This window comes from Pseudomonas sp. LBUM1646 (assembly GCF_059716165.1).
Genome location: NZ_CP166810.1, coordinates 5,812,968 through 5,837,125 on the forward strand (window position 1 = coordinate 5,812,968; position 24,158 = coordinate 5,837,125).

General features: G+C 59.5%; 23 protein-coding genes, 2 tRNA genes and 2 pseudogenes. 17 read left to right on the forward strand and 10 right to left on the reverse strand.

Annotated elements, in window-relative coordinates:
• Positions 1–4 precede the first annotated feature (4 nt).
• From lolB to ychF, 7 genes are all read left to right on the forward strand, one after another.
• Complete coding sequence (gene lolB / locus ACA071_RS26475; protein ID WP_497641799.1) at positions 5–622, forward strand: lipoprotein insertase outer membrane protein LolB; 618 nt, start codon at positions 5–7, stop codon at positions 620–622.
• 2 nt (positions 623–624) lie between these two features.
• Positions 625–1,476, forward strand: coding sequence for a 4-(cytidine 5'-diphospho)-2-C-methyl-D-erythritol kinase (gene ispE, locus ACA071_RS26480; RefSeq protein WP_497645389.1), 852 nt, complete (start codon positions 625–627; stop codon positions 1,474–1,476).
• Between the two features lie 36 nt (positions 1,477–1,512).
• Positions 1,513–1,587 (forward strand) — tRNA-Gln (locus ACA071_RS26485).
• A gap of 46 nt (positions 1,588–1,633) precedes the next feature.
• Complete coding sequence (locus tag ACA071_RS26490; RefSeq protein WP_003208392.1) at positions 1,634–2,575, forward strand: ribose-phosphate pyrophosphokinase; 942 nt, start codon at positions 1,634–1,636, stop codon at positions 2,573–2,575.
• Positions 2,576–2,716: 141 nt separating this feature from the next.
• Complete coding sequence (locus ACA071_RS26495; protein WP_497645390.1) at positions 2,717–3,319, forward strand: 50S ribosomal protein L25/general stress protein Ctc; 603 nt, start codon at positions 2,717–2,719, stop codon at positions 3,317–3,319.
• Positions 3,320–3,489: 170 nt separating this feature from the next.
• Positions 3,490–4,074 (forward strand): aminoacyl-tRNA hydrolase, encoded by a 585-nt coding sequence (gene pth, locus ACA071_RS26500; RefSeq protein WP_008153430.1) that lies wholly within the window; start codon positions 3,490–3,492, stop codon positions 4,072–4,074.
• Positions 4,075–4,096: 22 nt separating this feature from the next.
• Positions 4,097–5,197 carry a redox-regulated ATPase YchF gene (gene ychF, locus ACA071_RS26505; protein WP_497641800.1) on the forward strand — a complete coding sequence of 367 codons (1,101 nt, stop codon included), beginning with the start codon at positions 4,097–4,099 and terminating at the stop codon, positions 5,195–5,197.
• A gap of 83 nt (positions 5,198–5,280) precedes the next feature.
• Here the strand turns inward: ychF and ACA071_RS26510 are convergent, their stop codons facing one another.
• Positions 5,281–6,498, reverse strand: a complete 1,218-nt coding sequence (locus tag ACA071_RS26510; RefSeq protein WP_497641801.1) for an MFS transporter — start codon at positions 6,496–6,498, stop codon at positions 5,281–5,283.
• Positions 6,499–6,831: 333 nt separating this feature from the next.
• Between ACA071_RS26510 and ACA071_RS26515 the strand changes: the two genes are divergently transcribed.
• A complete protein-coding gene (locus ACA071_RS26515) occupies positions 6,832–8,889 on the forward strand; it encodes a methyl-accepting chemotaxis protein (RefSeq protein ID WP_497641802.1) in 2,058 nt (685 codons plus the stop codon).
• Positions 8,890–9,005: 116 nt separating this feature from the next.
• Positions 9,006–9,082 (forward strand) — tRNA-Met (locus ACA071_RS26520).
• A 67-nt stretch (positions 9,083–9,149) separates the two neighbouring features.
• On the opposite strand, the gene ACA071_RS26525 is transcribed toward ACA071_RS26520, so the two are convergent.
• Positions 9,150–10,259 carry a DUF2817 domain-containing protein gene (locus tag ACA071_RS26525; protein ID WP_497641803.1) on the reverse strand — a complete coding sequence of 370 codons (1,110 nt, stop codon included), beginning with the start codon at positions 10,257–10,259 and terminating at the stop codon, positions 9,150–9,152.
• 167 nt (positions 10,260–10,426) lie between these two features.
• Here ACA071_RS26525 and ggt point away from each other — a divergent pair, with 167 nt between their 5' ends.
• The 3 genes from ggt (at position 10,427) to ACA071_RS26540 (ending at position 13,204) form a co-directional block, all read left to right on the forward strand.
• Positions 10,427–12,271, forward strand: coding sequence for a gamma-glutamyltransferase (ggt, locus tag ACA071_RS26530; RefSeq protein ID WP_497641804.1), 1,845 nt, complete (start codon positions 10,427–10,429; stop codon positions 12,269–12,271).
• A 255-nt stretch (positions 12,272–12,526) separates the two neighbouring features.
• The gene (locus tag ACA071_RS26535; protein WP_497641805.1) at positions 12,527–12,829 is read left to right on the forward strand and encodes a type II toxin-antitoxin system HigB family toxin; all 303 of its coding nucleotides are present in this window, start codon (positions 12,527–12,529) and stop codon (positions 12,827–12,829) included.
• A 3-nt stretch (positions 12,830–12,832) separates the two neighbouring features.
• Entirely contained in the window at positions 12,833–13,204 is a 372-nt protein-coding gene (locus tag ACA071_RS26540) for a helix-turn-helix domain-containing protein (protein ID WP_497641806.1), read from the forward strand.
• Positions 13,205–13,304: 100 nt separating this feature from the next.
• Here ACA071_RS26540 and ACA071_RS26545 read toward each other — a convergent pair.
• The 3 genes and pseudogenes from ACA071_RS26545 to ddlA form a co-directional block, all read right to left on the reverse strand.
• Positions 13,305–13,406 (reverse strand): annotated as a pseudogene (locus tag ACA071_RS26545) (TOBE domain-containing protein); the annotation flags it as partial.
• A gap of 12 nt (positions 13,407–13,418) precedes the next feature.
• On the reverse strand, positions 13,419–13,763 hold the full coding sequence (locus ACA071_RS26550) for a gamma-glutamylcyclotransferase family protein (RefSeq protein WP_497641807.1): 345 nt from the start codon (positions 13,761–13,763) through the stop codon (positions 13,419–13,421).
• A gap of 234 nt (positions 13,764–13,997) precedes the next feature.
• The gene (gene ddlA, locus ACA071_RS26555) at positions 13,998–15,092 is read right to left on the reverse strand and encodes a D-alanine--D-alanine ligase (RefSeq protein ID WP_497641808.1); all 1,095 of its coding nucleotides are present in this window, start codon (positions 15,090–15,092) and stop codon (positions 13,998–14,000) included.
• A gap of 123 nt (positions 15,093–15,215) precedes the next feature.
• Here ddlA and ACA071_RS26560 point away from each other — a divergent pair, with 123 nt between their 5' ends.
• Positions 15,216–16,466, forward strand: coding sequence for an MFS transporter (locus ACA071_RS26560; RefSeq protein WP_497641809.1), 1,251 nt, complete (start codon positions 15,216–15,218; stop codon positions 16,464–16,466).
• Here the strand turns inward: ACA071_RS26560 and ACA071_RS26565 are convergent, their stop codons facing one another.
• Entirely contained in the window at positions 16,467–17,108 is a 642-nt protein-coding gene (locus tag ACA071_RS26565) for a LysE family translocator (protein WP_497641810.1), read from the reverse strand. It lies immediately after the preceding gene.
• 151 nt (positions 17,109–17,259) lie between these two features.
• Here ACA071_RS26565 and ACA071_RS26570 point away from each other — a divergent pair, with 151 nt between their 5' ends.
• The 3 genes from ACA071_RS26570 (at position 17,260) to ACA071_RS26580 (ending at position 19,156) form a co-directional block, all read left to right on the forward strand.
• Entirely contained in the window at positions 17,260–18,069 is an 810-nt protein-coding gene (locus ACA071_RS26570; RefSeq protein WP_497641811.1) for an AraC family transcriptional regulator, read from the forward strand.
• Between the two features lie 76 nt (positions 18,070–18,145).
• Positions 18,146–18,514: a cupin domain-containing protein gene (locus ACA071_RS26575; RefSeq protein WP_497641812.1), complete on the forward strand. Its 369-nt coding sequence runs from the start codon at positions 18,146–18,148 to the stop codon at positions 18,512–18,514.
• 75 nt (positions 18,515–18,589) lie between these two features.
• Positions 18,590–19,156 (forward strand): GNAT family N-acetyltransferase, encoded by a 567-nt coding sequence (locus tag ACA071_RS26580; protein ID WP_497641813.1) that lies wholly within the window; start codon positions 18,590–18,592, stop codon positions 19,154–19,156.
• Here ACA071_RS26580 and ACA071_RS26585 read toward each other — a convergent pair.
• The 3 genes and pseudogenes from ACA071_RS26585 to ACA071_RS26595 form a co-directional block, all read right to left on the reverse strand.
• Entirely contained in the window at positions 19,153–19,758 is a 606-nt protein-coding gene (locus ACA071_RS26585; RefSeq protein ID WP_497641814.1) for a flavin reductase family protein, read from the reverse strand. The genes ACA071_RS26580 and ACA071_RS26585 overlap by 4 nt on opposite strands.
• A 54-nt stretch (positions 19,759–19,812) precedes the next feature.
• Positions 19,813–20,244, reverse strand: coding sequence for a methyl-accepting chemotaxis protein (locus ACA071_RS26590; protein ID WP_497645391.1), 432 nt, complete (start codon positions 20,242–20,244; stop codon positions 19,813–19,815).
• Between the two features lie 108 nt (positions 20,245–20,352).
• A pseudogene (locus ACA071_RS26595) lies at positions 20,353–21,177 on the reverse strand (PAS domain-containing protein); the annotation flags it as partial.
• 192 nt (positions 21,178–21,369) lie between these two features.
• On the opposite strand from ACA071_RS26595, the gene ACA071_RS26600 reads away from it, so the two are divergent.
• A complete protein-coding gene (locus ACA071_RS26600) occupies positions 21,370–22,740 on the forward strand; it encodes a GntT/GntP/DsdX family permease (protein ID WP_497641815.1) in 1,371 nt (456 codons plus the stop codon).
• A gap of 23 nt (positions 22,741–22,763) precedes the next feature.
• On the opposite strand, the gene ACA071_RS26605 is transcribed toward ACA071_RS26600, so the two are convergent.
• On the reverse strand, positions 22,764–24,077 hold the full coding sequence (locus ACA071_RS26605) for an MFS transporter (RefSeq protein WP_497641816.1): 1,314 nt from the start codon (positions 24,075–24,077) through the stop codon (positions 22,764–22,766).
• Between the last annotated feature and the right edge of the window lie 81 nt (positions 24,078–24,158).

Here is a 24,158-nt window from a genome sequence, read left to right on the forward strand (position 1 = left end):
GATTATGTTTTTGCGCCACGTTATCGTCTTCAGTTTCATTGCCCTGCTCGCCGGCTGCGCGGGTTTCGGCGCCCGCGAATCGGTCCAGGGTCAAGGCAACCCGGCCCAATGGCGCGTGTATAAAGAGCAAATGACCAGCCTCGACGGTTGGCAAATCAACGGCAAGATCGGCATTCGTGCGCCCAAGGATTCGGGCAGCGGCACGTTGTTCTGGCTGCAGCGACAGGATTACTACGACATCCGCCTCTCCGGCCCTCTGGGTCGCGGCGCTGCTCGCTTGACCGGTCGCCCGGGCAAAGTGTCGCTGGAAGTCGCCAATCAGGGTCGCTACGACGCTACGACGCCTGAAGCGCTGCTCGAAGAACAGCTGGGCTGGAAGCTGCCGGTATCCAATCTGGCCTGGTGGGTTCGCGGACTCCCGGCCCCGGACAGCAAAAGTCGCCTGACCCTGGACGCCGACAGCCATCTGGCCAATCTTGAACAGGATGGCTGGCAGGTCGAGTACTTGAGCTATGCCGAGCAAAACGGCTATTGGCTGCCCGAGCGGATCAAACTGCACGGCACCGACCTTGATGTCACGCTGGTGATCAAGGAATGGCAACCACGCAAACTGGGGCAGTGAACATGACTGCTCCGCGCTTGACGCTACCCTCGCCTGCCAAACTCAATCTGATGCTGCACATTCTGGGTCGCCGTGAAGACGGTTACCACGAGTTGCAGACGATTTTTCAGTTTCTCGATTACGGTGATGAAATCACTTTCGCCGTGCGCGATGACGGCGTGATTCGTTTGCACACCGAATTTGATGGCGTGCCTCACGATAGCAATCTGATTGTTCGAGCCGCAAAACAACTTCAGGAACAATCCGGTTGTGCGCTCGGCATTGATATCTGGATCGAAAAAATCCTGCCCATGGGGGGCGGCATCGGTGGCGGCAGTTCAAATGCCGCGACGACCTTGCTCGGTCTCAATCACCTGTGGCAACTGGGATGGGATGAAGATCGACTGGCCGTGTTGGGCCTGACACTGGGCGCTGACGTCCCGGTTTTCGTGCGTGGGCACGCGGCTTTCGCCGAGGGCGTGGGGGAGAAACTCACCCCTGTAGACCCCGAAGAACCGTGGTATCTCGTGCTGGTGCCGCAAGTATCTGTAAGTACAGCAGAAATTTTTTCAGATCCGTTGTTGACACGTAACTCTTCTGCCATTAAAGTGCGCCCCGTTCCCAAGGGAAACAGTCGAAATGACTGCTTACCGGTAGTAGCAAGGCGTTATCCAGAGGTACGTAACGCATTGAATTTGTTAGGTAAATTTACCGAAGCAAAACTCACCGGCACTGGAAGTTGTGTGTTTGGGGGCTTCCCAAGCAAAGCTGAAGCTGATAAAGTCTCGGCCCTTCTTACAGAGACCCTTACAGGGTTTGTAGCAAAGGGAAGCAACGTTTCGATGTTGCATCGCAAGCTGCAAAATCTGCTCTAAAGGAATCGATTACTGGGTAATCGTTGCAACAGATACAGGGGCGTCGCCAAGCGGTAAGGCAGCAGGTTTTGATCCTGCCATGCGTTGGTTCGAATCCAGCCGCCCCTGCCATTTTCCTAAACTCATCCAGGTTACCCTCAGCCTTCAGGTACTGCGCGTGTCCAAGATGATGGTCTTTACGGGGAACGCTAACCCCGATCTGGCTCGGCGTGTTGTACGTCAGCTGCATATCCCTCTCGGTGACATCTCTGTCGGTAAGTTTTCCGACGGCGAAATTACTGCCGAGATCAATGAAAACGTCCGCGGTAAAGATGTCTTCATTATTCAGCCGACTTGCGCTCCGACCAACGATAACCTGATGGAACTGGTAGTGATGGCTGATGCCTTCCGCCGCTCCTCGGCTACTCGTATCACTGCTGTTATTCCTTACTTTGGTTATGCCCGTCAGGATCGCCGTCCGCGTTCCGCACGTGTGGCTATCAGCGCGAAAGTCGTTGCTGACATGCTTACCGTAGTCGGCATCGATCGTGTTCTCACGGTTGATCTGCATGCTGACCAAATCCAGGGTTTCTTCGATATTCCGGTAGATAACATCTACGGCTCCCCAGTATTGGTGGATGACATTGAAGATCAGCGCTTCGAAAACCTGATGATCGTGTCCCCGGACATTGGTGGCGTCGTGCGTGCACGGGCTGTTGCCAAATCCCTGGGCGTGGATCTCGGGATCATCGACAAACGCCGTGAGAAAGCTAATCACTCTGAAGTGATGCATATCATCGGTGATGTCGAAGGGCGTACCTGTATTCTGGTCGATGACATGGTCGATACCGCCGGCACTCTGTGCCATGCGGCGAAGGCCCTGAAAGAGCATGGCGCTGCCAAGGTTTTCGCTTACTGCACGCACCCTGTGCTGTCCGGTCGAGCGATCGAAAACATTGAAAATTCCATGCTGGACGAACTGGTGGTGACTAACACCATCCCGTTGTCCGCTGCTGCTCAAGCCTGCTCGCGTATCCGTCAACTGGATATCGCGCCGGTAGTTGCCGAGGCGGTCCGCCGCATCAGCAATGAAGAATCGATCAGCGCGATGTTCCGTTAAGGGCCCTGCCCTTCTCGAATGTCTCGTTGACGAAAAGCGCCCCGCCCCGGCATTCCTGTCGGGGCGGGGCTTTTTTGCCCATATCGCCTTTAGCGCTGGTCGCAACCGCTGGGGCGAATGTGGTTATTTTGGAGATACAACATGAACGAATTTACTCTGAATGCTGAAGTGCGTTCCGACCTGGGGAAAGGTGCGAGCCGCCGCCTGCGTCGTCTCGCAAGCCTGGTACCAGCTGTAGTTTACGGTGGCGAAAAAGCCCCTGAATCCATCAGCATGCTGGCTAAAGAAGTTGCCAAACTGCTCGAAAACGAAGCGGCTTACAGCCACATCATCGAGCTGAACGTTGGCGGCACCAAGCAAAACGTAATCATCAAAGCTCTGCAGCGCCACCCGGCTAAAGGCCACGTGCTGCACGCTGACTTCGTACGCGTAGTAGCCGGCCAGAAACTGACCGCTATCGTGCCTGTACACTTCGTTGGCGAAGAAGCTCCGATCAAGAAAGGCGGCGAAGTTTCGCACGTTGTTGCTGAAATCGAAGTGACCTGCCTGCCAAAAGACCTGCCTGAATTCATCGAAGTTGACCTGGCTAACGCCGAAGTCGGCTCGATCATTCACTTGTCCGACCTCAAAGCCCCTAAAGGCGTTGAGTTTGTTGCTCTGGCACACGGTGATGACAAGGCAGTTGCCAACGTCCACGCTCCACGTGTTGCTCCAGAAGCTACCGAAGAAGGCGCAGCAGAGTAATTCACTCTGTGATGCCGGAGTGATCAAGTAACATCGCGGACTGGAACGTAGCGAGAAAGCGGGCGAGAACGCGGAGTTTACATAATGGTAAATGAGCACTTGTCGTCCACTTTCGCCGCACTCCCTGATTGCGGCGATGTTATCCACCACTCCAAGGAAGGGCCCCTATCGTGACTGCCATCAAACTGATCGTTGGCCTGGGAAATCCAGGCGCTGAATACGAACAGACCCGGCATAACGCAGGGGCCCTTTTTGTTGAGCGCATCGCGAACGCACAAGGCGTAAACCTTGTGGCCGATCGCAAATATTTCGGCCTGACCGGGCGCTATTCGCACCAGGGTCAGGATGTTCGTCTGCTGATTCCCACCACGTACATGAACCGCAGCGGCCAGGCCGTGGCGGCACTCGCTGGTTTCTTCCGCATCACGCCTGAAGAAATCCTCGTGGCGCATGACGAACTCGACCTGCCTCCGGGCGTTGCCAAGCTCAAACAGGGCGGCGGCCATGGCGGTCACAACGGGTTGCGCGACATCATCGCGCAGCTGGGCAATCAGAATACCTTTCATCGCTTGCGGCTTGGCATTGGCCACCCGGGCGTTGCCAGTATGGTTTCAAATTTCGTCCTGGGTCGTGCGCCACGCGCCGAACAGGAAAAACTCGATGCCAGCATCGACTTTGCCCTCGGCGTGCTGCCGGATATCCTCGCCGGGGAATGGAACCGCGCGATGAAAAACCTGCACAGCCAGAAGGCCTGACTCTAATCCGAGGGGATACACCATGGGATTCAATTGCGGCATCGTCGGCCTGCCTAACGTCGGCAAGTCCACCCTATTCAACGCCCTGACCAAATCCGGGATCGCGGCCGAGAACTTCCCCTTCTGCACCATCGAGCCGAATACCGGTATCGTGCCGATGCCGGATTCGCGTCTGGAAGCCCTGGCGGCCATCGTCAATCCAAAGCGCATCCTGCCGACCACCATGGAATTCGTCGACATCGCGGGCCTGGTTGCCGGCGCCTCGAAAGGTGAAGGCCTGGGCAACAAGTTCCTCGCCAACATCCGCGAGACCGATGCCATCGCCCACGTGGTCCGCTGCTTCGAAGACGAGAACGTGATTCACGTCTCCAACAGCGTCGACCCGAAACGCGACATCGAGATCATCGACCTGGAACTGATCTTCGCTGACCTCGACAGCTGCGAGAAGCAACTGCAGAAAGTCGCCCGAAACGCCAAGGGTGGTGACAAGGACGCCGTGGTCCAGAAAGGCCTGCTGGAACAACTGATCGCTCACTTCACCCTCGGCAAGCCTGCGCGCACCCTGATGAAGACCATGGGTGTCGACGACAAGGCAGTGATTCGTGGCTTCCACCTGCTGACCACCAAACCGGTCATGTACATCGCCAACGTCGCTGAAGACGGTTTCGAGAACAACCCGCTGCTGGACATCGTCAAGGCCATCGCCGAAGAAGAAGGCGCCATGGTGGTTCCGGTCTGCAACAAGATCGAAGCCGAAATTGCCGAACTGGACGACGGCGAAGAGAAAGACATGTTCCTCGAAGCCCTGGGCCTGGAAGAGCCTGGCCTGAACCGCGTGATCCGCGCTGGCTACGAGATGCTGCACCTGCAGACCTACTTCACCGCCGGTGTCGAAGAAGTCCGCGCCTGGACCGTCCGCGTCGGTGCTACCGCGCCACAAGCCGCTGGCGTGATCCACACCGACTTCGAAAAAGGCTTCATCCGCGCCGAAGTTATCGCCTACGACGACTTCATCCAGTACAAAGGCGAAGCCGGCACCAAAGAAGCCGGTAAATGGCGTCTGGAAGGCAAGGACTACATCGTTAAAGACGGCGACGTGATGCACTTCCGTTTCAACGTGTAAAACATCTGTTCACGAAAAAGCCGCGTTTGATACGCGGCTTTTTTGTGCCTGAAATTCGGCCAATACCTGCGGGCCGGTGGGATTCAGGCCTTTTTGGTTCTTGGCAGGAAGATCGCCAACACCCCAAACAACGGCAGGAACGAACACAGGAAGTACACGTATTCAATCCCGTGAACATCCGCCAGATGCCCCAGCAGCGCCGCGCCAATCCCGCCAAAACCGAACATCAAGCCAAAGAACACCCCGGCAATCATCCCGACATTGCCCGGCACCAACTCTTGCGCGTAGACCACGATGGCGGAAAACGCCGAGGCTAGAATGAAGCCGATCACTACGCTGAGAATGCTGGTCCAGAACAGGTCGACATGGGGCAGGATCAAGGTGAACGGTGCAACGCCGAGGATCGAGAACCAGATCACCGCCTTACGCCCGATCTTGTCGCCAATCGGCCCACCGAAGAAGGTCCCCGCCGCCACCGCGCCCAGGAACAGGAACAAGTGCAATTGCGAACTGGCCACCGACAGGTCGAACTTCTCGATCAGGTAGAAGGTGAAGTAGCTGGTGAAACTCGCCATGTAGAAATACTTGGAGAACACCAGTAAACCGAGCACCACCAGCGCGCTGATCACCCGGTTTTTCGACAACCCGTGGGTCGCTGCCTGACCTTGCTTGAGCTTGAACAGGTTCAAGTGATTGGCGTACCAACGACTGATGCGATAGAGCACGAACAGCGCAAACACCGCGAACAGCCCGAACCACGCGACATGACCCTGACCGTAGGGAATGATGATCGCCGCAGCCAGCAATGGACCGAACGCCGAGCCTGCGTTACCACCGACCTGGAAGGTCGATTGCGCCAGGCCGAAACGCCCGCCCGATGCCAGTCGCGCCACGCGAGAAGCTTCCGGGTGAAACGTTGAAGAGCCGATGCCGATCAATCCCGCCGCCAGCAGAATCATCGGGAAGCTGCCCACCTGCGACATCATCAAAATACCGATCAATGTGCACACCGTCCCGGCCGGCAGAAGCCACGGCTTGGGATGGCGATCGGTGTAATAACCGACCCACGGTTGCAGCAGCGAAGCCGTCAGCTGAAACGTCAGGGTGATCAGGCCGACCTGGGTAAAGGTCAGGCCATAGTTGGCCTTGAGCATCGGGTAAATTGACGGCAGCACTGACTGAATCAAGTCGTTGATCAAATGCGCCAGCGCCACAGCGCCGATGATGCGCATGACCAGCGGGCTGCTTTGTGGAGTCGCGGATGCCGGCGTCGCGCCGGTTTGGGCATTGCTGATAGCCATGGGAATTTCCGTACTACAGATGGGTGCACACGGGCAGGTGCGTCAATGTGCCATTTTTCAGTGCAGCAGCGCCATCCCCTTAGCCTGCTAACGACCTCGACGCTCATCGAAGATCGGGTGATAGCGCAACGCCATGGTCTAAATCTTGCCTTGTTTATCCCCTTCAACGCGGCCCCCTTACAAAGGGGATCGAGAATGGGAAGTTTCGCTACAGAGTCGGCCTACAGAGCTGGCGAGGGTGAACTTTCGAGGCCTTTTAAAGGGGCACAAGTCGCGGTCGCAACGACCACGACGCACGCCAATGGTGCGTGGTGTCCAGAGGAGTCATGGGGCATGCAGGCTTTTTTATCACCGGGGATCGGACTGCTGGGGCGTTTTGGCTTCGCACGCAAATTTCAGCTGCTGTTTTTGCTGTTTATCCTGCCGCTGGCCGGCAGCCTGTGGATGATCGGCCAGGATTATCGGGACAAACTGCAGCTCATTTCCGGCGAACGTGCCGGGGTTCGTCAACTACTGGCCCTGGACGCGCTCGACAACCTGCTCGCCGCCCAGCGTGACCGCGCCGCCCGTTGGCGCGCCACTGAAACCAATCGCCAGCCGACGCCGGCCACGATCGCCGCCATGGGCGCTTTCGACGCCGTGCAGCCCGCCGTCGCCCAAGCCACCACGGACTTGGGCAATGCCCTGAACACCGAAGGTGCCGAGGGCGAAACCCTGACCCGCTATCAAGCCCTGCAAACCGCCCTCAACGGTCTCGACTCGAAAAGCCTGAGCAGCGTCGGTTGGTGGCCGGACGGTTACGATCGCTTCACCAATGCCCTGAGCGCCCTGCAAGCGCTGCGCGAACAAATCGTCATGGACAATCGTCTGACCCTGGCGCCATGGCTGGAAACCTATTTGCTGACGCAGATCTCCACCCAACATGCGCCGGACCTGATCGAACGGGTCGGGCGCCTCGCCGCAGTCGGCCAGGCCTCCGTGGTGTCCGGGCAGTTCACCTTGCAAAGCCGTCTGCAACTTCGGGATTTGCGCAGCCGCATCGGTGATGCCCGCGAGCAGTTGGTGAAAACCGCGAGCCTGCTCGAAGCACGCCTGCCTAGCGCCCTGCAAACCTGGGCCGGGCAATACCATGACAGCCTCAAGCATCTCGACTCGACATTGAAAGTCCTCGATGACGGCGTGTTCGGCGGCAGCATCAACCTCAAGCCGGACGACTTCGAACGCAACCTCGACGCGCTGCTCACCGACCTCGCTGCGCTGCGCCAGCAATCGCTGGTGTCGCTGGATCAACGCCTGGATTACTACCACACCTCGGCCATCCGCCAGTTCATCCTGGTGGCGACGATCTTTGGTTGCCTGCTGTTGGCCGCGCTGTACTTGTTCGTCTGCTTGCAGGCCTCGATCCGGCACAGCGCCAGCGGCATTACCGTCCTGGCCGAAGCCTTGCGTGACGGCAACCTGAGCCTGCAAGTGCCGGTGCAAGGCCGTGACGAATTGGCGGCGATCAGCACCGCCCTCAACGTCGCCGTGGTGCAACTGCGTAACAGTTTGCTCGGGGTCGATCACGAGACCTTGCAGCTGAGCAATGCCGTGCGCACGCTCAACGATCACTCGAGCGGCGCGCTGGGCGAAGTCGAGGCTCAGCAAATCCAGATCAGCCAGATCGCCGCTGCTGCCACGCAATTGGCCGCCACCTCGCAAGGGGTCGCCCAGAGCTGCGAACAGGCGTCCGGCAGTGCGCAGCACACCCAACGCATTGCCGCCGACAGTAGTCGCGACAGCCAACGCACGACGGCGAGCATTCAGCAGCTCAATCAGCGGCTCAATGACACCGCGGCGGCATTGGGTCGGGTCAGCGAGCAAGGGCAGCAGATTCAATTGGTGGTCGACACCATTCGTGGCGTCGCCGAGCAGACCAACCTGTTGGCGCTCAACGCCGCCATTGAAGCGGCTCGCGCGGGCGAACAGGGTCGCGGGTTTGCCGTGGTGGCGGATGAAGTGCGCAGTCTTTCCCAACGTACGCAGTCGTCCACCGCGCAGATCGCCAGCACCGTCGACAGCCTGCGCAGCACCGTGAATGAAGCAGTGACCCTGATGGAAGCCGCTTGCGGCCAGGCGCAGACCGACGCTGAAGCCGTCACGGGCCTGGGCGCACGACTGGGGGAAATCGCCAGCGCCGTGCAAAGCGTCACCGACACCCTGGCGCAAATCGCCACCGCCGTCGAAGAGCAAGCGAGCACCGCCGATGAGGTCAGCGGCAACATCCAGCAAGTCGATCAGGCCGCCGTCAGGTTGCTGGAAGGCGCGCGGGCCGTGAACCTCGCGGCAGACACCTTGAGCCAGGGCAGCAAGGCCTTGAGTGCGAATACCGGGAGATTTCAGCTCAGTTGATGCCCTGCCCTGCCCAGGTTTTTCGGGGCAGGACGATAACCGGTTGAAAGTGTGGAGAAATATTTTAAATTTGCGCTTGACGCATCTGCGTTCCAGGTGAATAATGCGCGCCACTTGGCTACATAGCTCAGTTGGTTAGAGCATAGCATTCATAATGCTGGGGTCCGGGGTTCAAGTCCCTGTGTAGCCACCAAGTACTAAAAACGGCTTACCGAAAGGTAGGCCGTTTTTTTATGCCTCGAGAAAAGTGCCCGACCCAGTCAGGCGCGAAGCGTCGACAACGCAGACAACCCGCGCTCCCAAATTTGCCAGGTGCGCAGCCAGACCATGGCCTGCCAATCGCTGTCGGCGGGATAGAACTGCTCCAGCAAATTGAGTTTGATCCCACGTCCGACCGCATCACTCGGATCGCCATGCAAATGTAGCCAGTGGTCATCGCGCAAATGCCGATGAACCTCTGCCCCCGGATACGTCCCGCACTCGATCACAAACGGCATCAGTCGCACGTCAGGCAAGGCATTGAGCAACGCCTGCGAGGTGTAACCGGTCGCGGTCGCCGCCACCCCGGTTTCACTCGTGGTGTTGGCGCCGGTGTGCAAGGTGTAAAGCCATGGGCCATAAATGGCCTGAGCATCCGCCAGCGCCGGGTAAGCCTCTTCGGTAATGGTCAGCAGCATCGGATGACCGTACTCTCCGGCCCCGGTGTGCAAGTCGAAGCACATCGCGACGTCGGCGTGAGCAACATGCTTTTGAATGATCTGGTGCAGCGTGCGGTTCGACCAACTCGGCGCCAGGCCGCCATAGAACAAACCATCAGGGTGACTGTGCTGGCCACCCTCGACAATCGACATCACCGCCGGCCAGCCGTGTTCCTTGATCTGCCCGTCGAGCAAGGCATCGGCGCGATCACGCTCGGGACCGTGCAACTCAGTGCAGGCATAGATTTCATCCAGCAACCCGTAGGCCTGGTTATCCGGCAGCGGTCGCTCGAAGTTCAGGTGATTGCGGTTGAGGTCGATATTGTCTTCATTGACCCGACGCAACCACGCCGTGCCCCACGGGTTGATCAGATGGATCATCACCACCGCGACATCCGTCGGCAGCGAACGCTTGCCCAAGTCCTGCAACCATTTGATCTGACATCCCGAGCCATAGAAGCCTTCGACCCCATGGGTGCCGCTCAACACAATCAACAGACGCTTGGCCCCCGGGTCGCCGAGCACCGCCACATCGGTGCTCAACGGTTCACCGAACGGCCCTTTGAGCGGATGCGGATATTCGGTCAACGTCGCCCCTGCAGCAGTGGCCGCTGCGAGGAATTGTTCACGTTGCCCACGGTAACTTGGCTGGGTAGGAAACTCGTTCTGCATGTGTGCCTCTTGTTGGTTTTCTGGCCGCTCTATTGATCTCGACCCTACAGAAAATTCGCCTGCTCATGAAGGGTAAAAGTGTCTTGGCTGTCGGACGTGGTTTGCGTCGTGCTCTAACGGCCGATAAAGTCCCCGGATCTTTTATCCCACGGACGGAGTGCCCCCGCGTGTTCTCAGCCTTCCACTTGAGCCGCTATCGCCTGTCAGCCTTGTCGCTGATCGCCACCGCATTAACCCTCGCCGCCTGCAACGCCCCACCCTCCTCGCCTTCGGTCTCGACGTTGCCCGTCGCACCGGAAGCCGCCTCGGGTTATCGCACCGACCTGCAAACCCGGCACGCCTCTAAACACATGGCGGCAGCGGCCAACCCGCTGGCGGCCGAAGCCGGGCGCGAGATGCTGCGTCAGGGTGGTTCGGCCATCGATGCGGCCATTGCGATGCAAGCGGTATTGACCCTGGTCGAACCGCAATCGTCGGGCATCGGCGGCGGCGCGTTGATCGTGTTGTGGGACGGTAAGGCTGTGCGTACGTATGACGGTCGCGAAACCGCTCCGTCTGGCGCCACCGAGAAACTTTTCCTGCAAGCTGATGGCACACCGATGCCGTTCACCCAGGCGCAGATTGGTGGTCGCTCAGTGGGAACGCCGGGCGTGTTGCGGGCGCTTGAACTGGCGCATCAGAAACACGGGCGCCTGCCCTGGGCGAAGCTGTTCGAGCCGGCAATCAAACTCGCGGAACAAGGCTTTGCGATCTCACCGCGCTTGCATCAACTGATCGCTTCGGACTCGTCCATGCAGCGTTCGCCGGACATGGTGGCGTACTTTCTGAATGCCGACGGCAGCCCGAAAGCCGTCGGCACGACACTGAAGAACCCGGCGCTGGCCGCTGTACTGAAACGCATCGCCAACGAAGGTCCCGACGCGCTATATAAAGGCCCGGTTGCCGAAGAAATCGTCGCCAAGGTCCAGGGCCATAAAAACCCTGGCAGCCTGTCGCTGAACGATCTTCAAGGCTACAAGGCCAAAGAGCGCGCGCCACTGTGCACCGATTACAAGCGCTGGCAGGTCTGCGGCATGCCGCCACCGTCGTCGGGCGGGATTGCCGTGGCGCAGATCCTCGGCACCTTGCAAGCCCTGGAAACCCGCGACCCGCGTTTTGCCCTGGCACCGCTCAAACCGCTGAAGACGGATAAACCGGCAGGCATCGAGCCGGCTCCAGAAGCCGTGCACCTGATCTCCGAAGCCGAACGCCTGGCCTACGCTGACCGCGCGCAATACGTAGCCGACACCGACTTCGTGCCGGTGCCGGTCAAAGGCCTGGTGGACCCGGCCTACCTGGCCAGCCGCGCCGCCCTGATCGGCGATCGCAGCATGGGCATGGCCAAACCTGGCACACCGCCGGGCATTCAAGTCGCCTACGCGCCGGACCGCTCGCCCCTGCGCATCTCCACCTCGCAAGTGGTCGCCGTCGATGACGAAGGCGGCGCCGTGTCGATGACCACCACCGTCGAAGCCGCGTTCGGCTCGCACCTGATGGTCCAGGGCTTCATGCTCAACAACCAGATGACCGACTTCTCGTTCATCCCCGAAGAGAACGGGCAGAAAGTCGCCAACCGCGTCGAACCCGGCAAACGCCCGCGCTCGTCCATGGCACCGACCCTGATCTTCGATCGCCAGAGCGGCGAGTTCCTCGCCACCATCGGCTCCCCCGGCGGCTCGCAAATCATCGAATACGTCGCCAAATCCACCATCGGCCTGCTCGACTGGAACCTCGACCCGCAAGCCGCCATCAGCCTGCCCAACTTCGGTAGCCGCAACGGCCCGACCGAACTGGAACAAGGGCAGTTCAGCCCGGTGCTGATTCAGGCATTGAAGGATAAAGGGCATGCGGTGAATGAAATCGATATGACCAGCGGGACCCAGGCGATTGTTCGGGTGAAGGATGCGCAGGGGAAAGCTTCGTTGGCCGGCGGGGCGGATCCGCGGCGTGAGGGGGAAGCGTTGGGGGATTGAATCGTACATGGGGATGAGAAAGGGCTTACCGGGAGGTAGGCCTTTTTTTATGGAGAATGAGCTTGATCAGCTCTCTCGCGTAGCCTTTTCCTACCCGCAATTAACGGTTTCTTGGGTAAGGTTTCGAGGGGGCTCACCTCCAGCATTGCAACAGCGTTTACCTCTGCTAACTGAATGGACTGAGGGCGCTTTCCCGTACGTCGGCTTCGCCTACACAGACTTGCATCAGTCCCACTGCGGGACTAGGATCACGCCATGAGAATAATCACCATCAGTCAGCTGAAAAGCTTCTGGGAGAGATACCCGGATTCGGAGCAATCGTTCCTAGCCTGGTTTGACGAGTCAAGAAAAGCGAATTGGACAACACCAGCGGACATAGAAGCGCACTTCGCTACCGCGAGTATTCTTAAAGGTCGCAGAATTGTGTTCAACATCAAGGGCAATGACTTTCGACTGGTAGTTGCCGTGGCTTACCGCTTCGGCGCGGTGTACATAAAATTTGTCGGCACCCATGAGCAGTACGACGCAATTGACGCTGATACCGTCGAGATGGAGTAACCCATGAACATTCGTCCGATTCACACCGACGAGGATTACCGTGCAGCGCTAAAGAGCGTTTCTGCACTGTTTGATAATGAGCCTGAGCCAGGCACGCCCGAGGGCGACTATTTCGACATCATGATCACGCTCATCGAAGCGTATGAGTCGAAGCAGTTTCCGGTCGATCTGCCAAACCCGATCGATGCGATCAAATTTCGTATGGAGCAGTCCGGCCTGTCTGCTGCTGATCTGGCGCCGGCCATTGGCCGGACGAACCGAGTTTACGAAGTGCTTAATGGCAAACGCGCATTGACGCTCCCAATGATCTGGAAATTGCATGAGCTGTTCGGAATTCCAGCAGAGAGTTTGATCAAACCGGTGAAGTTGGCTTGATCAGATGGCGTAGAACGTAACCGGGCTATACAACACGAAAGAAAACCCGGGGGCTGAAAATCTCCGCCTCCGGGACCGACTCAAGTCGGCACACCCAAACGAGCCGGATCACCACTTCAGCATTCACCGCACCACCCGTCACGCTGGTGACCTTGCCTTCCAGGCAGTTCCGCGCAGAGAGGCGGATGTCACTGGATTCGGAAGCGCTACGCATCTACGCGCTCACATACACCCACGCCTCAATCCCGGATTTCAAGACCACGCTGACACGCTTGTAGTCCGACACTTCATAGCTGTCAGCGGCGGCCAGTTCTTCAGGTGTGATCTGAAACACTGTCCCGGCAATCGGCGCACTGCTTGTGCTACCGGGGCGCAGAATCGGGTGGTGAGTCTTGCCACTGGTGGCTAGCACGTCAGGGTCGGTAATTTCCACCCAGGACTGTTCATACCCCAACATCGCATCGGTGCTGCCGGCCAGTTCGCGGCCGAAGTTGGCCAGTTGCACGGCTTTGTCTTGCAAAGTGCCGTAGGAAAACAGGTAAACAGTTGCAGCCGTCATCGATAGATCCTTGATTGAATTTTTACTTGCCAGTCACCCTGGCCATAACGCGATCTGTAGCAGCTGGCGAAGCCTGCGTCCGGCTGCGCAGCAGCCGCAATACCTGAACTCCCGATCGTCCTGAAGCACCGCGTCGACTGATTTCACGTCTGCTGCGCAGACGGACGCAGGCTTCGCCAGCTGCTACAAAGAGCGTGTTTCACCTCAACTCTTCTTAACTGACCGGCACTAAGCCTAACGGCTGATCTTCAACGCCTGCCGCGCCTGATGTTTCTCCAGCGCCAGGTCGATCAGGCGGCTGACCAACTCGCTATAAGTCATGCCGGTGGCCTGCCACAGTTTGGGGTACATGCTGATACGGGTGAAGCCGGGCAGCGAGTTGATCTCGTTGATCAACACTTCGCCACTGTCGGTCAGGAACACATCGACTCGCGCCAACCCGGAACAGCCGAGCACCTGGAACGCCTCGACGGCCAGGGCGCGAATGCGTTCGCTCGCTTCGACGCTGATGTTGGCCGGCACCACCACTTGGGCGGCCTGGTCGTCGATGTATTTGCTGTCGTAGGAATAGAAGCCGCTGCTCACCACAATTTCGCCGCAACCACTGGCGATCGGCTGATCATTGCCAAGCACCGCGCATTCTATCTCGCGACCGCTGACGGCAGACTCGATCAGCACTTTTTCGTCAAAGCTCAGGGCCAGTTCAACCGCGGCCGCGTATTCGGTTTCGTCGGTGACTTTGCTCACGCCCACCGACGAGCCCTGGTTCGCCGGTTTGACGAACAGCGGCAGGCCGAGTTTGCCTTGGACCTCCGCCAATCCGGTGCGCGCGGCGCTGGCACGGTTCAACGTCACAAAGGGCGTAACCGCAATCCCGGCATCACGCAGCAAACGCTTGCTGATGTCCTTGTCCATGCACACCGCCGAACCCAGCACATCGGAGCCGACAAACGGCAAATCCGCCATGCGCAGCAAGCCTTGCAGGCAGCCGTCTTCGCCGAGGGTGCCGTGGACGATCGGGAAGATCACATCGACGTGCCCCAGCAGTTCCTGGCTTGAGGTTTCCACCAATTGCTGACTGGCCTTGCCCGGTACCACCGCCAGTTCGCGATTGGATTGATTGAGGGCGATCAGTGCCGGGTTTTCCTGGTTCAGCAGGAAGTTCGAGGGATCGTTGAGGTGCCAGTGGCCTTGTTTGTCGATGCCGATCAGCACCGGTTCGAAGCGCGAACGGTCCAGTGCATCGACGATGTTTTTCGCCGATTGCAGCGACACTTCATGCTCCGCCGAACGACCGCCAAAAATAATTCCTACCCGCAGCTTGCTCATTGCCTGGCCTCATGGTGAACGTGCTGTTTGATACCACGGCAACGCCGATGAGTTAAAGGCTGAAACTTCGCGCCGTCTCCACAAGTCATTGCTAATACGCATCCCGTCATGCAGAGGCTGCCCTTGAACGCTCCGACCGATCGTCGCAACAGCCTCTCCCTGGACGGGCTCAACTTCTTTCTCGCCGACGTGCGCGATGGGCTCGGGCCGTACCTGGCGATCTATTTGCTAGCGGTGCATCACTGGGACCCGGCCAGCATCGGCCTGGTGATGACCCTGGCCGGGATCGCCGCGCTGCTGACCCAGACTCCGGCCGGTGCGCTGATTGACCGAACCCGTCGCAAACGCGCAGTGATCATCGTGGCAGCGCTGCTGGTGACGGTGAGTTGCCTGGTGCTGCCCTTCATTACCTCGTTCACTCTGGCCGCCCTGACCCAAGCCTTGAGCGCCGTCGCGGCCTCGGTATTCGCCCCGGCCATCTCCGCGATTTCGCTGGGCATCACCGGGCCTCGGGCCTTTACCCGCCGCACCGGGCGCAATGAAACCTTCAACCATGCCGGCAATGCTGCCGCGGCGTTGCTGGCCGGTGGTTTTGCCTATTTGTTCGGCCCCGTGGCGGTGTTTTACCTGATGGCCGTGATGGCGCTGGCCAGCGTGATTGCCATCAGCTTTATTGCGCCACAAGCCATCGATCACGACGTTGCCCGAGGCTTCGACCCGCAAGGCCCCGCCCACGGCGAACAACCGTCGGGGTTGAGTGTGCTGCTGCACAACCGACCGCTGCTGGTATTCGCTATTTGTTGTGGGCTGTTTCATCTGGCGAACGCAGCAATGCTGCCACTGGTGAGTCAGAAATTGTCCTTGGTGAACCTGCAAATGGCCACGCCGCTGACGTCCGCCTGCATCGTCGCCGCACAATTGGTGATGGTGCCGGTGGCGTTGCTGGTGGGATGGAAGGCCGATGTCTGGGGGCGCAAACCGTTGCTGCTCGCCGGTTTCCTGATCCTGCCGTTGCGCGGGGTGCTTTATACCCTGTCGGACGATCCTTACTGGCTGGTGGCAGTGCAGTTACTCGACGGCGTCGGGGCCGGGATCTTCGGCGCTTTGTTTCCGGTGGTGATCAAGGACCTGACCCAAGGCACCGGACGCTTCAATGTGAGCCTGGGCGCGCTGTCGACGGTGTTTGGTCTGGGCGCCGCACTGAGTAACGGACTGGCTGGACTGGTGGTTCAGCAGGCCGGCTACAGCACAGCATTCCTGACCTTGGCGGCGGTGGCGGCGACAGCGCTGGTGTTGCTCGTGGTGGCCATGCCCGAGACGTTGAATCGCTCATCTGCCATTGCCGATCAACCCGTGGCCACCGCGCTGACCTGATCAGCGATTGGCCACCAGGTGCGCGCCGAACAGCAAGTAGCAACTGCCGGCAAAGCGGTCCAGCCACTGGCGCGAACGCTCATAAACGCTGGCGAACCGACGGCTGGCAAACAGCAGCGCCACGCAGCAATACCAACTGAACGACAGGCTCGCCATGATCAGCACCGCCAGCGCCAGCAACATCGGTGGCGGTGAGGCCGGCATGGCCGTGGCGAAAATCGTTGCGACGAACAGCGCCGACTTGGGATTGGTCATGTTGCCCAAAAAGCCCCGTCCATAGGCCGACAGCAGCGAACGCCCTGCTCCGTCCAGCGGGTCGCTTGCGCCCGGCACCGTCGCCGGTTTGCGCTTGAACTGCTTCAAACCCAGATAGATCAGGTAACAGCCACCAGCAATCTTGAACGTCAGATAAAGCGTCGGCGCCGCGCTGAACAACGACTTGATGCCCAAGCCACCGGCCAATCCCCATAACACCGTGCCCGTGGCAACGCCCAACGCGGATATCACACCGTGCCGTCGGGAACAACTGGCCGCCAATTGCGCAATGTTGAAGAAGTTGGGACCCGGAGTGACTACCGCAACCGTCCACAAAAGGGCCAGTGACAATAACGGTGCGGCGTAACTCAGGTGGATCAGTTCCATTGGAGGGATCGCCTTCGTGGCACAGGAGGATTTTGTACCTTGCAACATTTTGTGGTTCTTTTCTACTCGTCACTGGGATTCCATGCGTCAGCAGACAGACCCGTTGTCACTGGGTTAACGTGGGCTGAACCGAGTTCAAGACAGCAGCACCATGGCCAAGCACACGCCACCCAACGACTGGTTCCACCGCGCGCCCAACATCGGCGGGCTGGAGCGTATCGAGGCGTTTTTTGCCGGCCACGGCTACGACCTGCATCGTCACGACACCTATGCCATCGGCCGCACCTTGGGCGGGGTGCAGAGCTTTCAGTATCGCGGTGGCTGGCGTCACAGCCTGCCCGGTGGGACGTTGGTGCTGCACCCGGATGAACTCCACAATGGCGAGGCCGGCACCGACAGCGGTTTCCACTACCGAATGATGTACATCGAGCCGGCGCTGATCCAGCAGATACTCGGCGGTCAGCCGCTACCGTTCATCAAGACCGGCCTGTCTACCGATCCACGCTTGTTCGCCGCCACCGATGTGCTGATGCGCAGCCTGGATGATCCACTCGACCCGCTGGAAGAACAGGACGCGTTGTTCGATCTGGCGCACGCCTTGAGTACCGTCTCCGGCGCGCCCGGCAAACGCCAGAGTTTCGACTATACGGCGGCCGAGCGCGCTCGGGAGTTCATGCACAGTGCCCTTGATCGCACCGTGACCCTGGAGGAACTGGCGCACCACAGCGGTCGGGATCGCTGGAGTCTGTCACGGGATTTCCGTTTGCTGTTCGGCACCAGCCCTTATCGCTACCTGACCATGCGACGCCTGGACCTGGTCCGTGCACTGCTGATTCAGGGCCAGTCGCTGGTCAGCGCCGCCCTCACCGCCGGCTTCACCGATCAGAGCCATATGACCCGGCAGTTCAGCAAAACCTACGGCCTGTCACCGGCCCGCTGGATGAAAATGCATCGACGCTGAGTCACGCACAATCGTTCAAGAATCACGTCGATACGCTGGTTATCGTGGGCCCGGAATCAATCCGGAGAACCACCTGATGAACACATTCAAAAGCCTCAACTTCCTGCAGAAAATCGAGCTGATCGACCAGCACTGGTCACCGAGGGTGATCGCTGAAATGAACGACTATCAATTTAAAGTGGTGAAGTTGCTGGGGGATTTCATCTGGCACGATCACCTCGACACCGACGAAACATTCATCGTCCTCGAAGGGCAATTGCGCATCGACTTTCGCGACGGTCATGTGCTGATTTCGGCAGGCGAAATGTACGTCGTGCCCAAGGGCGTCGAGCACAAGCCGTCGGCGGAACAGGAAGTGAAACTGCTGCTGATCGAACCCAAGGGCGTGGTGAACACCGGCAGTGAAGGCGGCGAACGCACGGCGGTGAATGATCTGTGGATTTGAAAAACACCGCAAATGCGCAGACTGTGGCCGTCGTAATCACCTGACCGATTTTCGGTCGACGAATAAGGACATTCCATGAGCGACTTCCCGACCCTCGAAACACCCCGTCTGCTGTTACGCGAAATCGTAACGGCCGACGCCCCTGCCGTGCTGGCGACTCACGGAGATGAGCAGGCCATGCGCTGGTTTGGCATGGACCCGATCACCGACATCGCCCAGGCCCAGGCATTGGTAGAGACGTTCGCCGAATCGCGTACTCTGCCCAATCCCGGCATCCGCTGGGGCATTCAGCTGCGGGAGCACGAAGATTTGCTCGGCAATTGCGGCCTGTTCAAATGGAACAAATCGTGGAAAAGCTGCTCACTGGGTTTCGCGCTGGGGCAGTCGGCCTGGGGCAAGGGCATCATGTCCGAAGCGCTGCAAGCCACGCTGGTCTGGGGGTTTGAACAGATGCAACTGAATCGGATCGAGGCCACGGTCCACCCGGAGAACCAAGCGTGTTTGAAGTTGCTCGAACGCTTGGGTTTCGTCCAGGAAGGACAGCTTCGTCAGGCGGGTTTCTGGTTGGGGGAACATCACGACTTGCTGCAACTTTCGTTGTTGCGCGCAGAGTTTGCAGCGTCGCCGATCAGCGCTGTTTAGTCAGACTCGCCCAGCGTCTTGCCATCCACCGGGTCACCGATCGTCAGGAAGTGCCCACCGGCGACATGGTGCAAGGTACGCAACGCATCGTGCCCCTCGAAGTGCCAGCGGCCGTCGCTGAACACACGCTCATCAGCTTGGGCAGCAATCACCTCAGCCAGAAACAGGTCGTATTGCTGATGATTGTGCGGCTCCGGCAGCAGCCGGCACTCCAGCCACGCGACACAACCGTCCAGCATCGGCGCATCGATCAGCTCACCGCTGAAGGTCGGCAAGCCATAGGCCTGGAACTTGTCCTGGCCGTGCGCCTGCGTCAGTTCCAGGCCCGACGTCGAACCCACGGTTTGCACGATATCGGCCTGGGCGACGCAGGGCACGTTCACCACGAACGTGCCCGAGGCTTCCAGCAGTTGCCGGGTCCAGGTGGACTTGTCCAGCACCACCGCAATTTTCGGCGGTTCAAAATCCAGCGGCATGGCCCAGGCCGCGGCCATGATATTGCGCTGGCCGTCGTGGGCCGCACTGACCAGCACGGTCGGCCCGTGATTGAGCAGGCGATAGGCCTTGGATAACGGAACCGGACGGCGATGGGAAACGGTCATGGGTGTCTGCTCCGGAAGAAAACGCCGATTGTATCGGCAACCGGAGGACAAACATCAAGTCGCCAATTGATTCGCAAACTGCCCGACCGCGCTCACCACTTTCTGCGCGCCGTCGCGAATCTCGACGATCACTGTGCCCGCCTCCGCCGCGAGTGCCAGGCCTTGTTCTGCCTGGAGCTTGCCGTCGGTCATCAGGCTGACGGCGTTGCGCGCCATGTCCTGGTTCTGCCGCACCACGCCGACAATTTCATCGGTGGCCTGGCTGGTGCGTGACGCCAGTTGCCGGACCTCGTCCGCCACCACCGCAAACCCCCGGCCCTGCTCACCGGCACGCGCCGCTTCGATGGCCGCGTTGAGCGCCAACAGGTTGGTCTGCTCGGCAATGCCGCTGATGGTCTTGACGATGGTGCCGATCACCAGCGACTGCTCGTTCAACGCTTCAATGCCTTCACCGGCGGTTTGCATGTGCTTGGCCAGGTCGCGCATCACGTCCACCGCCTGAGTCACCACCGCCGTACCGCGCTGGGCGCTGTTATCGGTTTGCAGCGACGTGCTGTAGGCGATGTTGGCGGCCTCGGCGACGGCTTGCTCCTGATTGACCTGATCGGTAATCACCGTGGCGAACTTCACCACTTTGTAGAGCTTGTTGTTGGCGTCGACCACCGGGTTATAGGACGCCTCCAGCCAGACCACACGACCGTGGCTGTCGATGCGTTTGAAACGGTCAGCGACAAACTCGCCATTGTTCAGACGGCGCCAGAAGTTCTGATATTCGGCGCTGTTGTACTCCTCCGGCTCACAGAAAGTACGATGATGTTTGCCCTGGATCTGCGCCAGGCTGTAACCCATGCCGTTGAGGAATCGCTCATTGGCAGCCAGCACATTGCCGTTGAGGTCGAACTCGATCACCGCCGTCGAACGCACCAGCGCACCAATCAGGTTCTCGTGCTCGCGAGACGCTTCGATAGTACGAGTCAGGTCACTGGAATAAATCGAGAAGTGCTTGATACGACCGTCCGCCGAGCGTACCGGCTGCAGGATTGAACGCAGCCACGCCTCGACACCATTGCCGCGCAACAAACGCACGGTGCCGGCAAAATGCTCACCTCGGGTCAGTGCGTTTTTGAAGCGCCGATGGAATTCGTCGGACTTCACATGCGCCGGCACGATGTCTTCGATGTGCCGACCGATCAGGTCGTTGCTCTTGTAGAGCATCTCGCCGAGGAAGTTCTGGTTGACCGATTGAACCCGCCCATCGGGATCGAGGGTCAGGCCCAGCATCTCGCTTTCCAGGCTTTCCTTCACTTGCAGGAGGCTGGAGAGTTCTTCGCGAAGAGCGGACAGCTCCTGCTTCAAGCGTTTATTGAACATGGGAAAGCACCGAGGGCTGGGGTAGAAAGCGGTATGCAGCTTAACCATCGGCCTTGGGGATATTTTCTGAAGAGTGTTTTGAGCTTGTCCTACAAAAATAATGGCGACGTGCCACTCGGCCTGCTCCCCTCTAATGCGCCGGTTACAAAACCCACCGCTCTAGCCCGGCCACATCAGGTATCCTCCGACTAAATTGCAACAACATGTTGCAACGGTATCTACCCGATAAGGAGTCCCGTTTTGGAGTTATCGACTGCTGCCTGGATGGTTCACGACACCCGTTTGATCCTTTGCGTCCTGCTGGCGATTGCCACGATTATCGTGTTGATCAGCGCCACCAAACTCCCGCCGTTTCTGTCGATTCTGATCGGCACTTTCATTGCCGGTGTCGGCGCCGGTTTGCCGCCCGAAGACGTGGCCAAGGCGTTCAGCAAAGGCGCCGGGGCGATTCTTGGTGAGGCCGGGATCATCATTGCCCTAGGGTCGATGCTCGGGGCGTTGATGGCCGAATCCGGTGCCGCCGACCGCATTGCCTCGACCTTGCTCGGGCTGGGCAAAGGCAAGTCATTGCCATGGGTCATGGCGCTGGTGGCGATGGTGATTGGTCTGCCGCTGTTTTTCGAAGTGGGCCTGGTGATGATGGTGCCGATCATCTTTGTCATGGCGCGTCGCTCGGGTCAGCCGTTGCTGAAAATCGCCATTCCGGCGCTGGCCGGGATGACCACGTTGCACGCCTTGATGCCGCCACATCCGGGCCCGCTGATTGCGGTCAGCGCGTTGCACGCCGACCTTGGGTTGACCATGTTGCTGGGCTTCAGCATCGCGATTCCGGCGGTGATTCTGGCCGGGCCGCTGTACGGCAACTGGCTGTCGAAACGCATGCACGTTGAAGAGCCGGCGGAACTGGGCGCACTGTTCAGCGCCCCGCCCAAGGCCCCGCGCCAGCCGAGCTTCGGCATGTCGTTGCTGATTATTTTGCTGCCTGTATTGCTGATGCTCGGCAGCACGTTGGCGAAAGTCGCGATGAATCCAGAAAGCAGCGCCGCCCTGACCCTGAAATTTCTCGGCGAGCCGCTGGTGGCGTTGGGCATTGCGGTGATGGCGGCGGTGATTTGCCTCGGCTGGGCCAATGGCATGCGCCGCGAAGAAGTCGGCGGCACGTTACGCAAAAGTCTGGCGCCGATTGCCGTGTTGCTGCTGACCATCGGTGCCGGCGGTGGTTTGAAGCAGACGTTGCTCGATGCCGGCATCAGTCAGACCATCAGTAAAGTCGCCGAAGGCGCGCACATGCCGTACCTGCTGCTGGCCTGGCTGATCGCCGTGGCGTTGCGGCAGGCCACCGGTTCGGCCACGGTCGCGACTACAACCACCGCGGGTATTTTGGCGCCGATGATGGCGGGGCTGGCGGCGACACAAAGTTCATTGGTGGCGTTGGCGATTGGCGCCGGCTCCGTGTTTTTCTGCCACGTGAACGACGCCGGATTCTGGATGGTGCGCGAGTACTTTGGCTTGCAGCTCAAGCAGACGATCTGGGTCTGGTCGATCCTGCAAACCATCGTGTCGGTGGTGGGGTTGGTGGGGACGTTGCTGTGGTGGCATTGGTTGACTTGATGTCCGTCGCGTCCCCGAAACAACTACAGACAGGGCGCCACGGAGTGGCTTCCTACCTTGGGCATGCGCGCGCCGAAATACGCCGCGCTGCTCACGCCTACCGCGCCCATCACCGCGCAGAAGATCACACAGATCCACGGGCTCCACGGCATCAGACCGATCAGTAACAGCGGTGTGATACTCGCCCAGGCGGCATAGGCAATGTTGTAGGTGAAGGAAATCCCCGAGACGCGAATCCGTGCCGGGAACAGGCTGACCATCACCGACGGCACCGCGCCGACCACGCCACAACTGAGACCGGCAATCGCGTACGCCAGACCGATCCAGTCGCCGCCAATGATCAGGCAGGTATAGAGCACGCCGATGCCCAACGGCAGCAACAGGCTGTACAGCATCACTGTGCGCCAGGCACCGATGCGATCGACCAGCAAACCGGCGAGCACACAACCGATGTTCAGGAACACGATGCCCAACGCGCTCAGGGCGAAGGTGTGGCTGGCGGTCATGCCGAAGGTTTTCTGCATCATGGTCGGGGTGATGACCACGAACACCACCACCGCCGAGGTCAGTACGCAAGTGAGGATCATCGCCGGCAACATAGCCAGACGATGTTCCCGCAGCACGGTGCGCAGCGGCAGTTCGACCGACGCATCGCGGCGGGCCTGCATGGCCATGAACACTGGGGTTTCACTCAACCAGCGGCGCAGCCAGACACCGATCACACCGAACACACCACCCAGCAGGAACGGATAGCGCCAGGCGTAATCGAGGATTTCTGCCGGGGTGAACGCCTGAGCCAGAAAGGTCGCGGTCAACGCGCCAATCAGATAGCCAAACGTCAGCCCCGCCTGGAGAAATCCGAGCGCGTAACCGCGATGGCCGGCCGGTGCGTGCTCGGCAACAAACACCCAAGCGCTCGGCACTTCACCGCCCACCGCCGCACCCTGGAGGACGCGCAGCACCAACAGCAGCAACGGCGCGAAATAGCCGATCTGCGCATAGGTCGGCATGATCCCGATCAGCAGGCACGGCAGCGCCATCATCAAAATGCTCAGGCTGAAGACTTTCTTGCGCCCCAGCTTGTCGGCGAAGTGCGCCATCAGAATCCCGCCCAGCGGCCGCGCCAGGTAACCGGTGACGAAGATCCCGAAACTTTGCAGCAAACGCAGCCACTCGGGCATTTCCGGCGGGAAGAACAGTTGGCTGAGGGTCAGGGCGAAAAACACGAAAATGATGAAATCGTAGATTTCCAACGCCCCACCGAGCGCCGCAAGGCCCAGGGTCTTGTAGTCCGAACGGGTGAACGGCGCCGGGCGCATATCGGTGTTGGCAGTCATGAAAAGAACTCTGGCACAGGCAAAAACCAAGGCGCCCATGGTCTACGCAAATGCACCTGTGGACAAGCCGATCAGGTTCCT

Bases quoted from the DNA above. Each gene is read 5' to 3' on its own strand.
- ispE (WP_497645389.1), top strand. From the start codon at position 625: ATGACTGCTCCGCGCTTGACGCTACCCTCGCCTGCCAAACTCAATCTG.
- ACA071_RS26510 (WP_497641801.1), bottom strand. From the start codon at position 6,498: ATGGCTATCAGCAATGCCCAAACCGGCGCGACGCCGGCATCCGCGACT.
- ACA071_RS26575 (WP_497641812.1), top strand. From the start codon at position 18,146: ATGAACACATTCAAAAGCCTCAACTTCCTGCAGAAAATCGAGCTGATC.
- lolB (WP_497641799.1), top strand. From the start codon at position 5: ATGTTTTTGCGCCACGTTATCGTCTTCAGTTTCATTGCCCTGCTCGCC.
- ACA071_RS26570 (WP_497641811.1), top strand. From the start codon at position 17,260: ATGGCCAAGCACACGCCACCCAACGACTGGTTCCACCGCGCGCCCAAC.
- ddlA (WP_497641808.1), bottom strand. From the start codon at position 15,092: ATGAGCAAGCTGCGGGTAGGAATTATTTTTGGCGGTCGTTCGGCGGAG.
- ACA071_RS26540 (WP_497641806.1), top strand. From the start codon at position 12,833: ATGAACATTCGTCCGATTCACACCGACGAGGATTACCGTGCAGCGCTA.
- ACA071_RS26495 (WP_497645390.1), top strand. From the start codon at position 2,717: ATGAACGAATTTACTCTGAATGCTGAAGTGCGTTCCGACCTGGGGAAA.
- ychF (WP_497641800.1), top strand. From the start codon at position 4,097: ATGGGATTCAATTGCGGCATCGTCGGCCTGCCTAACGTCGGCAAGTCC.
- ACA071_RS26535 (WP_497641805.1), top strand. From the start codon at position 12,527: ATGAGAATAATCACCATCAGTCAGCTGAAAAGCTTCTGGGAGAGATAC.
- ACA071_RS26590 (WP_497645391.1), bottom strand. From the start codon at position 20,244: ATGCGCGACCTGGCCAAGCACATGCAAACCGCCGGTGAAGGCATTGAA.
- ACA071_RS26550 (WP_497641807.1), bottom strand. From the start codon at position 13,763: ATGACGGCTGCAACTGTTTACCTGTTTTCCTACGGCACTTTGCAAGAC.
- ACA071_RS26515 (WP_497641802.1), top strand. From the start codon at position 6,832: ATGCAGGCTTTTTTATCACCGGGGATCGGACTGCTGGGGCGTTTTGGC.
- ACA071_RS26585 (WP_497641814.1), bottom strand. From the start codon at position 19,758: ATGACCGTTTCCCATCGCCGTCCGGTTCCGTTATCCAAGGCCTATCGC.
- ACA071_RS26605 (WP_497641816.1), bottom strand. From the start codon at position 24,077: ATGACTGCCAACACCGATATGCGCCCGGCGCCGTTCACCCGTTCGGAC.
- ACA071_RS26565 (WP_497641810.1), bottom strand. From the start codon at position 17,108: ATGGAACTGATCCACCTGAGTTACGCCGCACCGTTATTGTCACTGGCC.
- ACA071_RS26580 (WP_497641813.1), top strand. From the start codon at position 18,590: ATGAGCGACTTCCCGACCCTCGAAACACCCCGTCTGCTGTTACGCGAA.
- ACA071_RS26525 (WP_497641803.1), bottom strand. From the start codon at position 10,259: ATGCAGAACGAGTTTCCTACCCAGCCAAGTTACCGTGGGCAACGTGAA.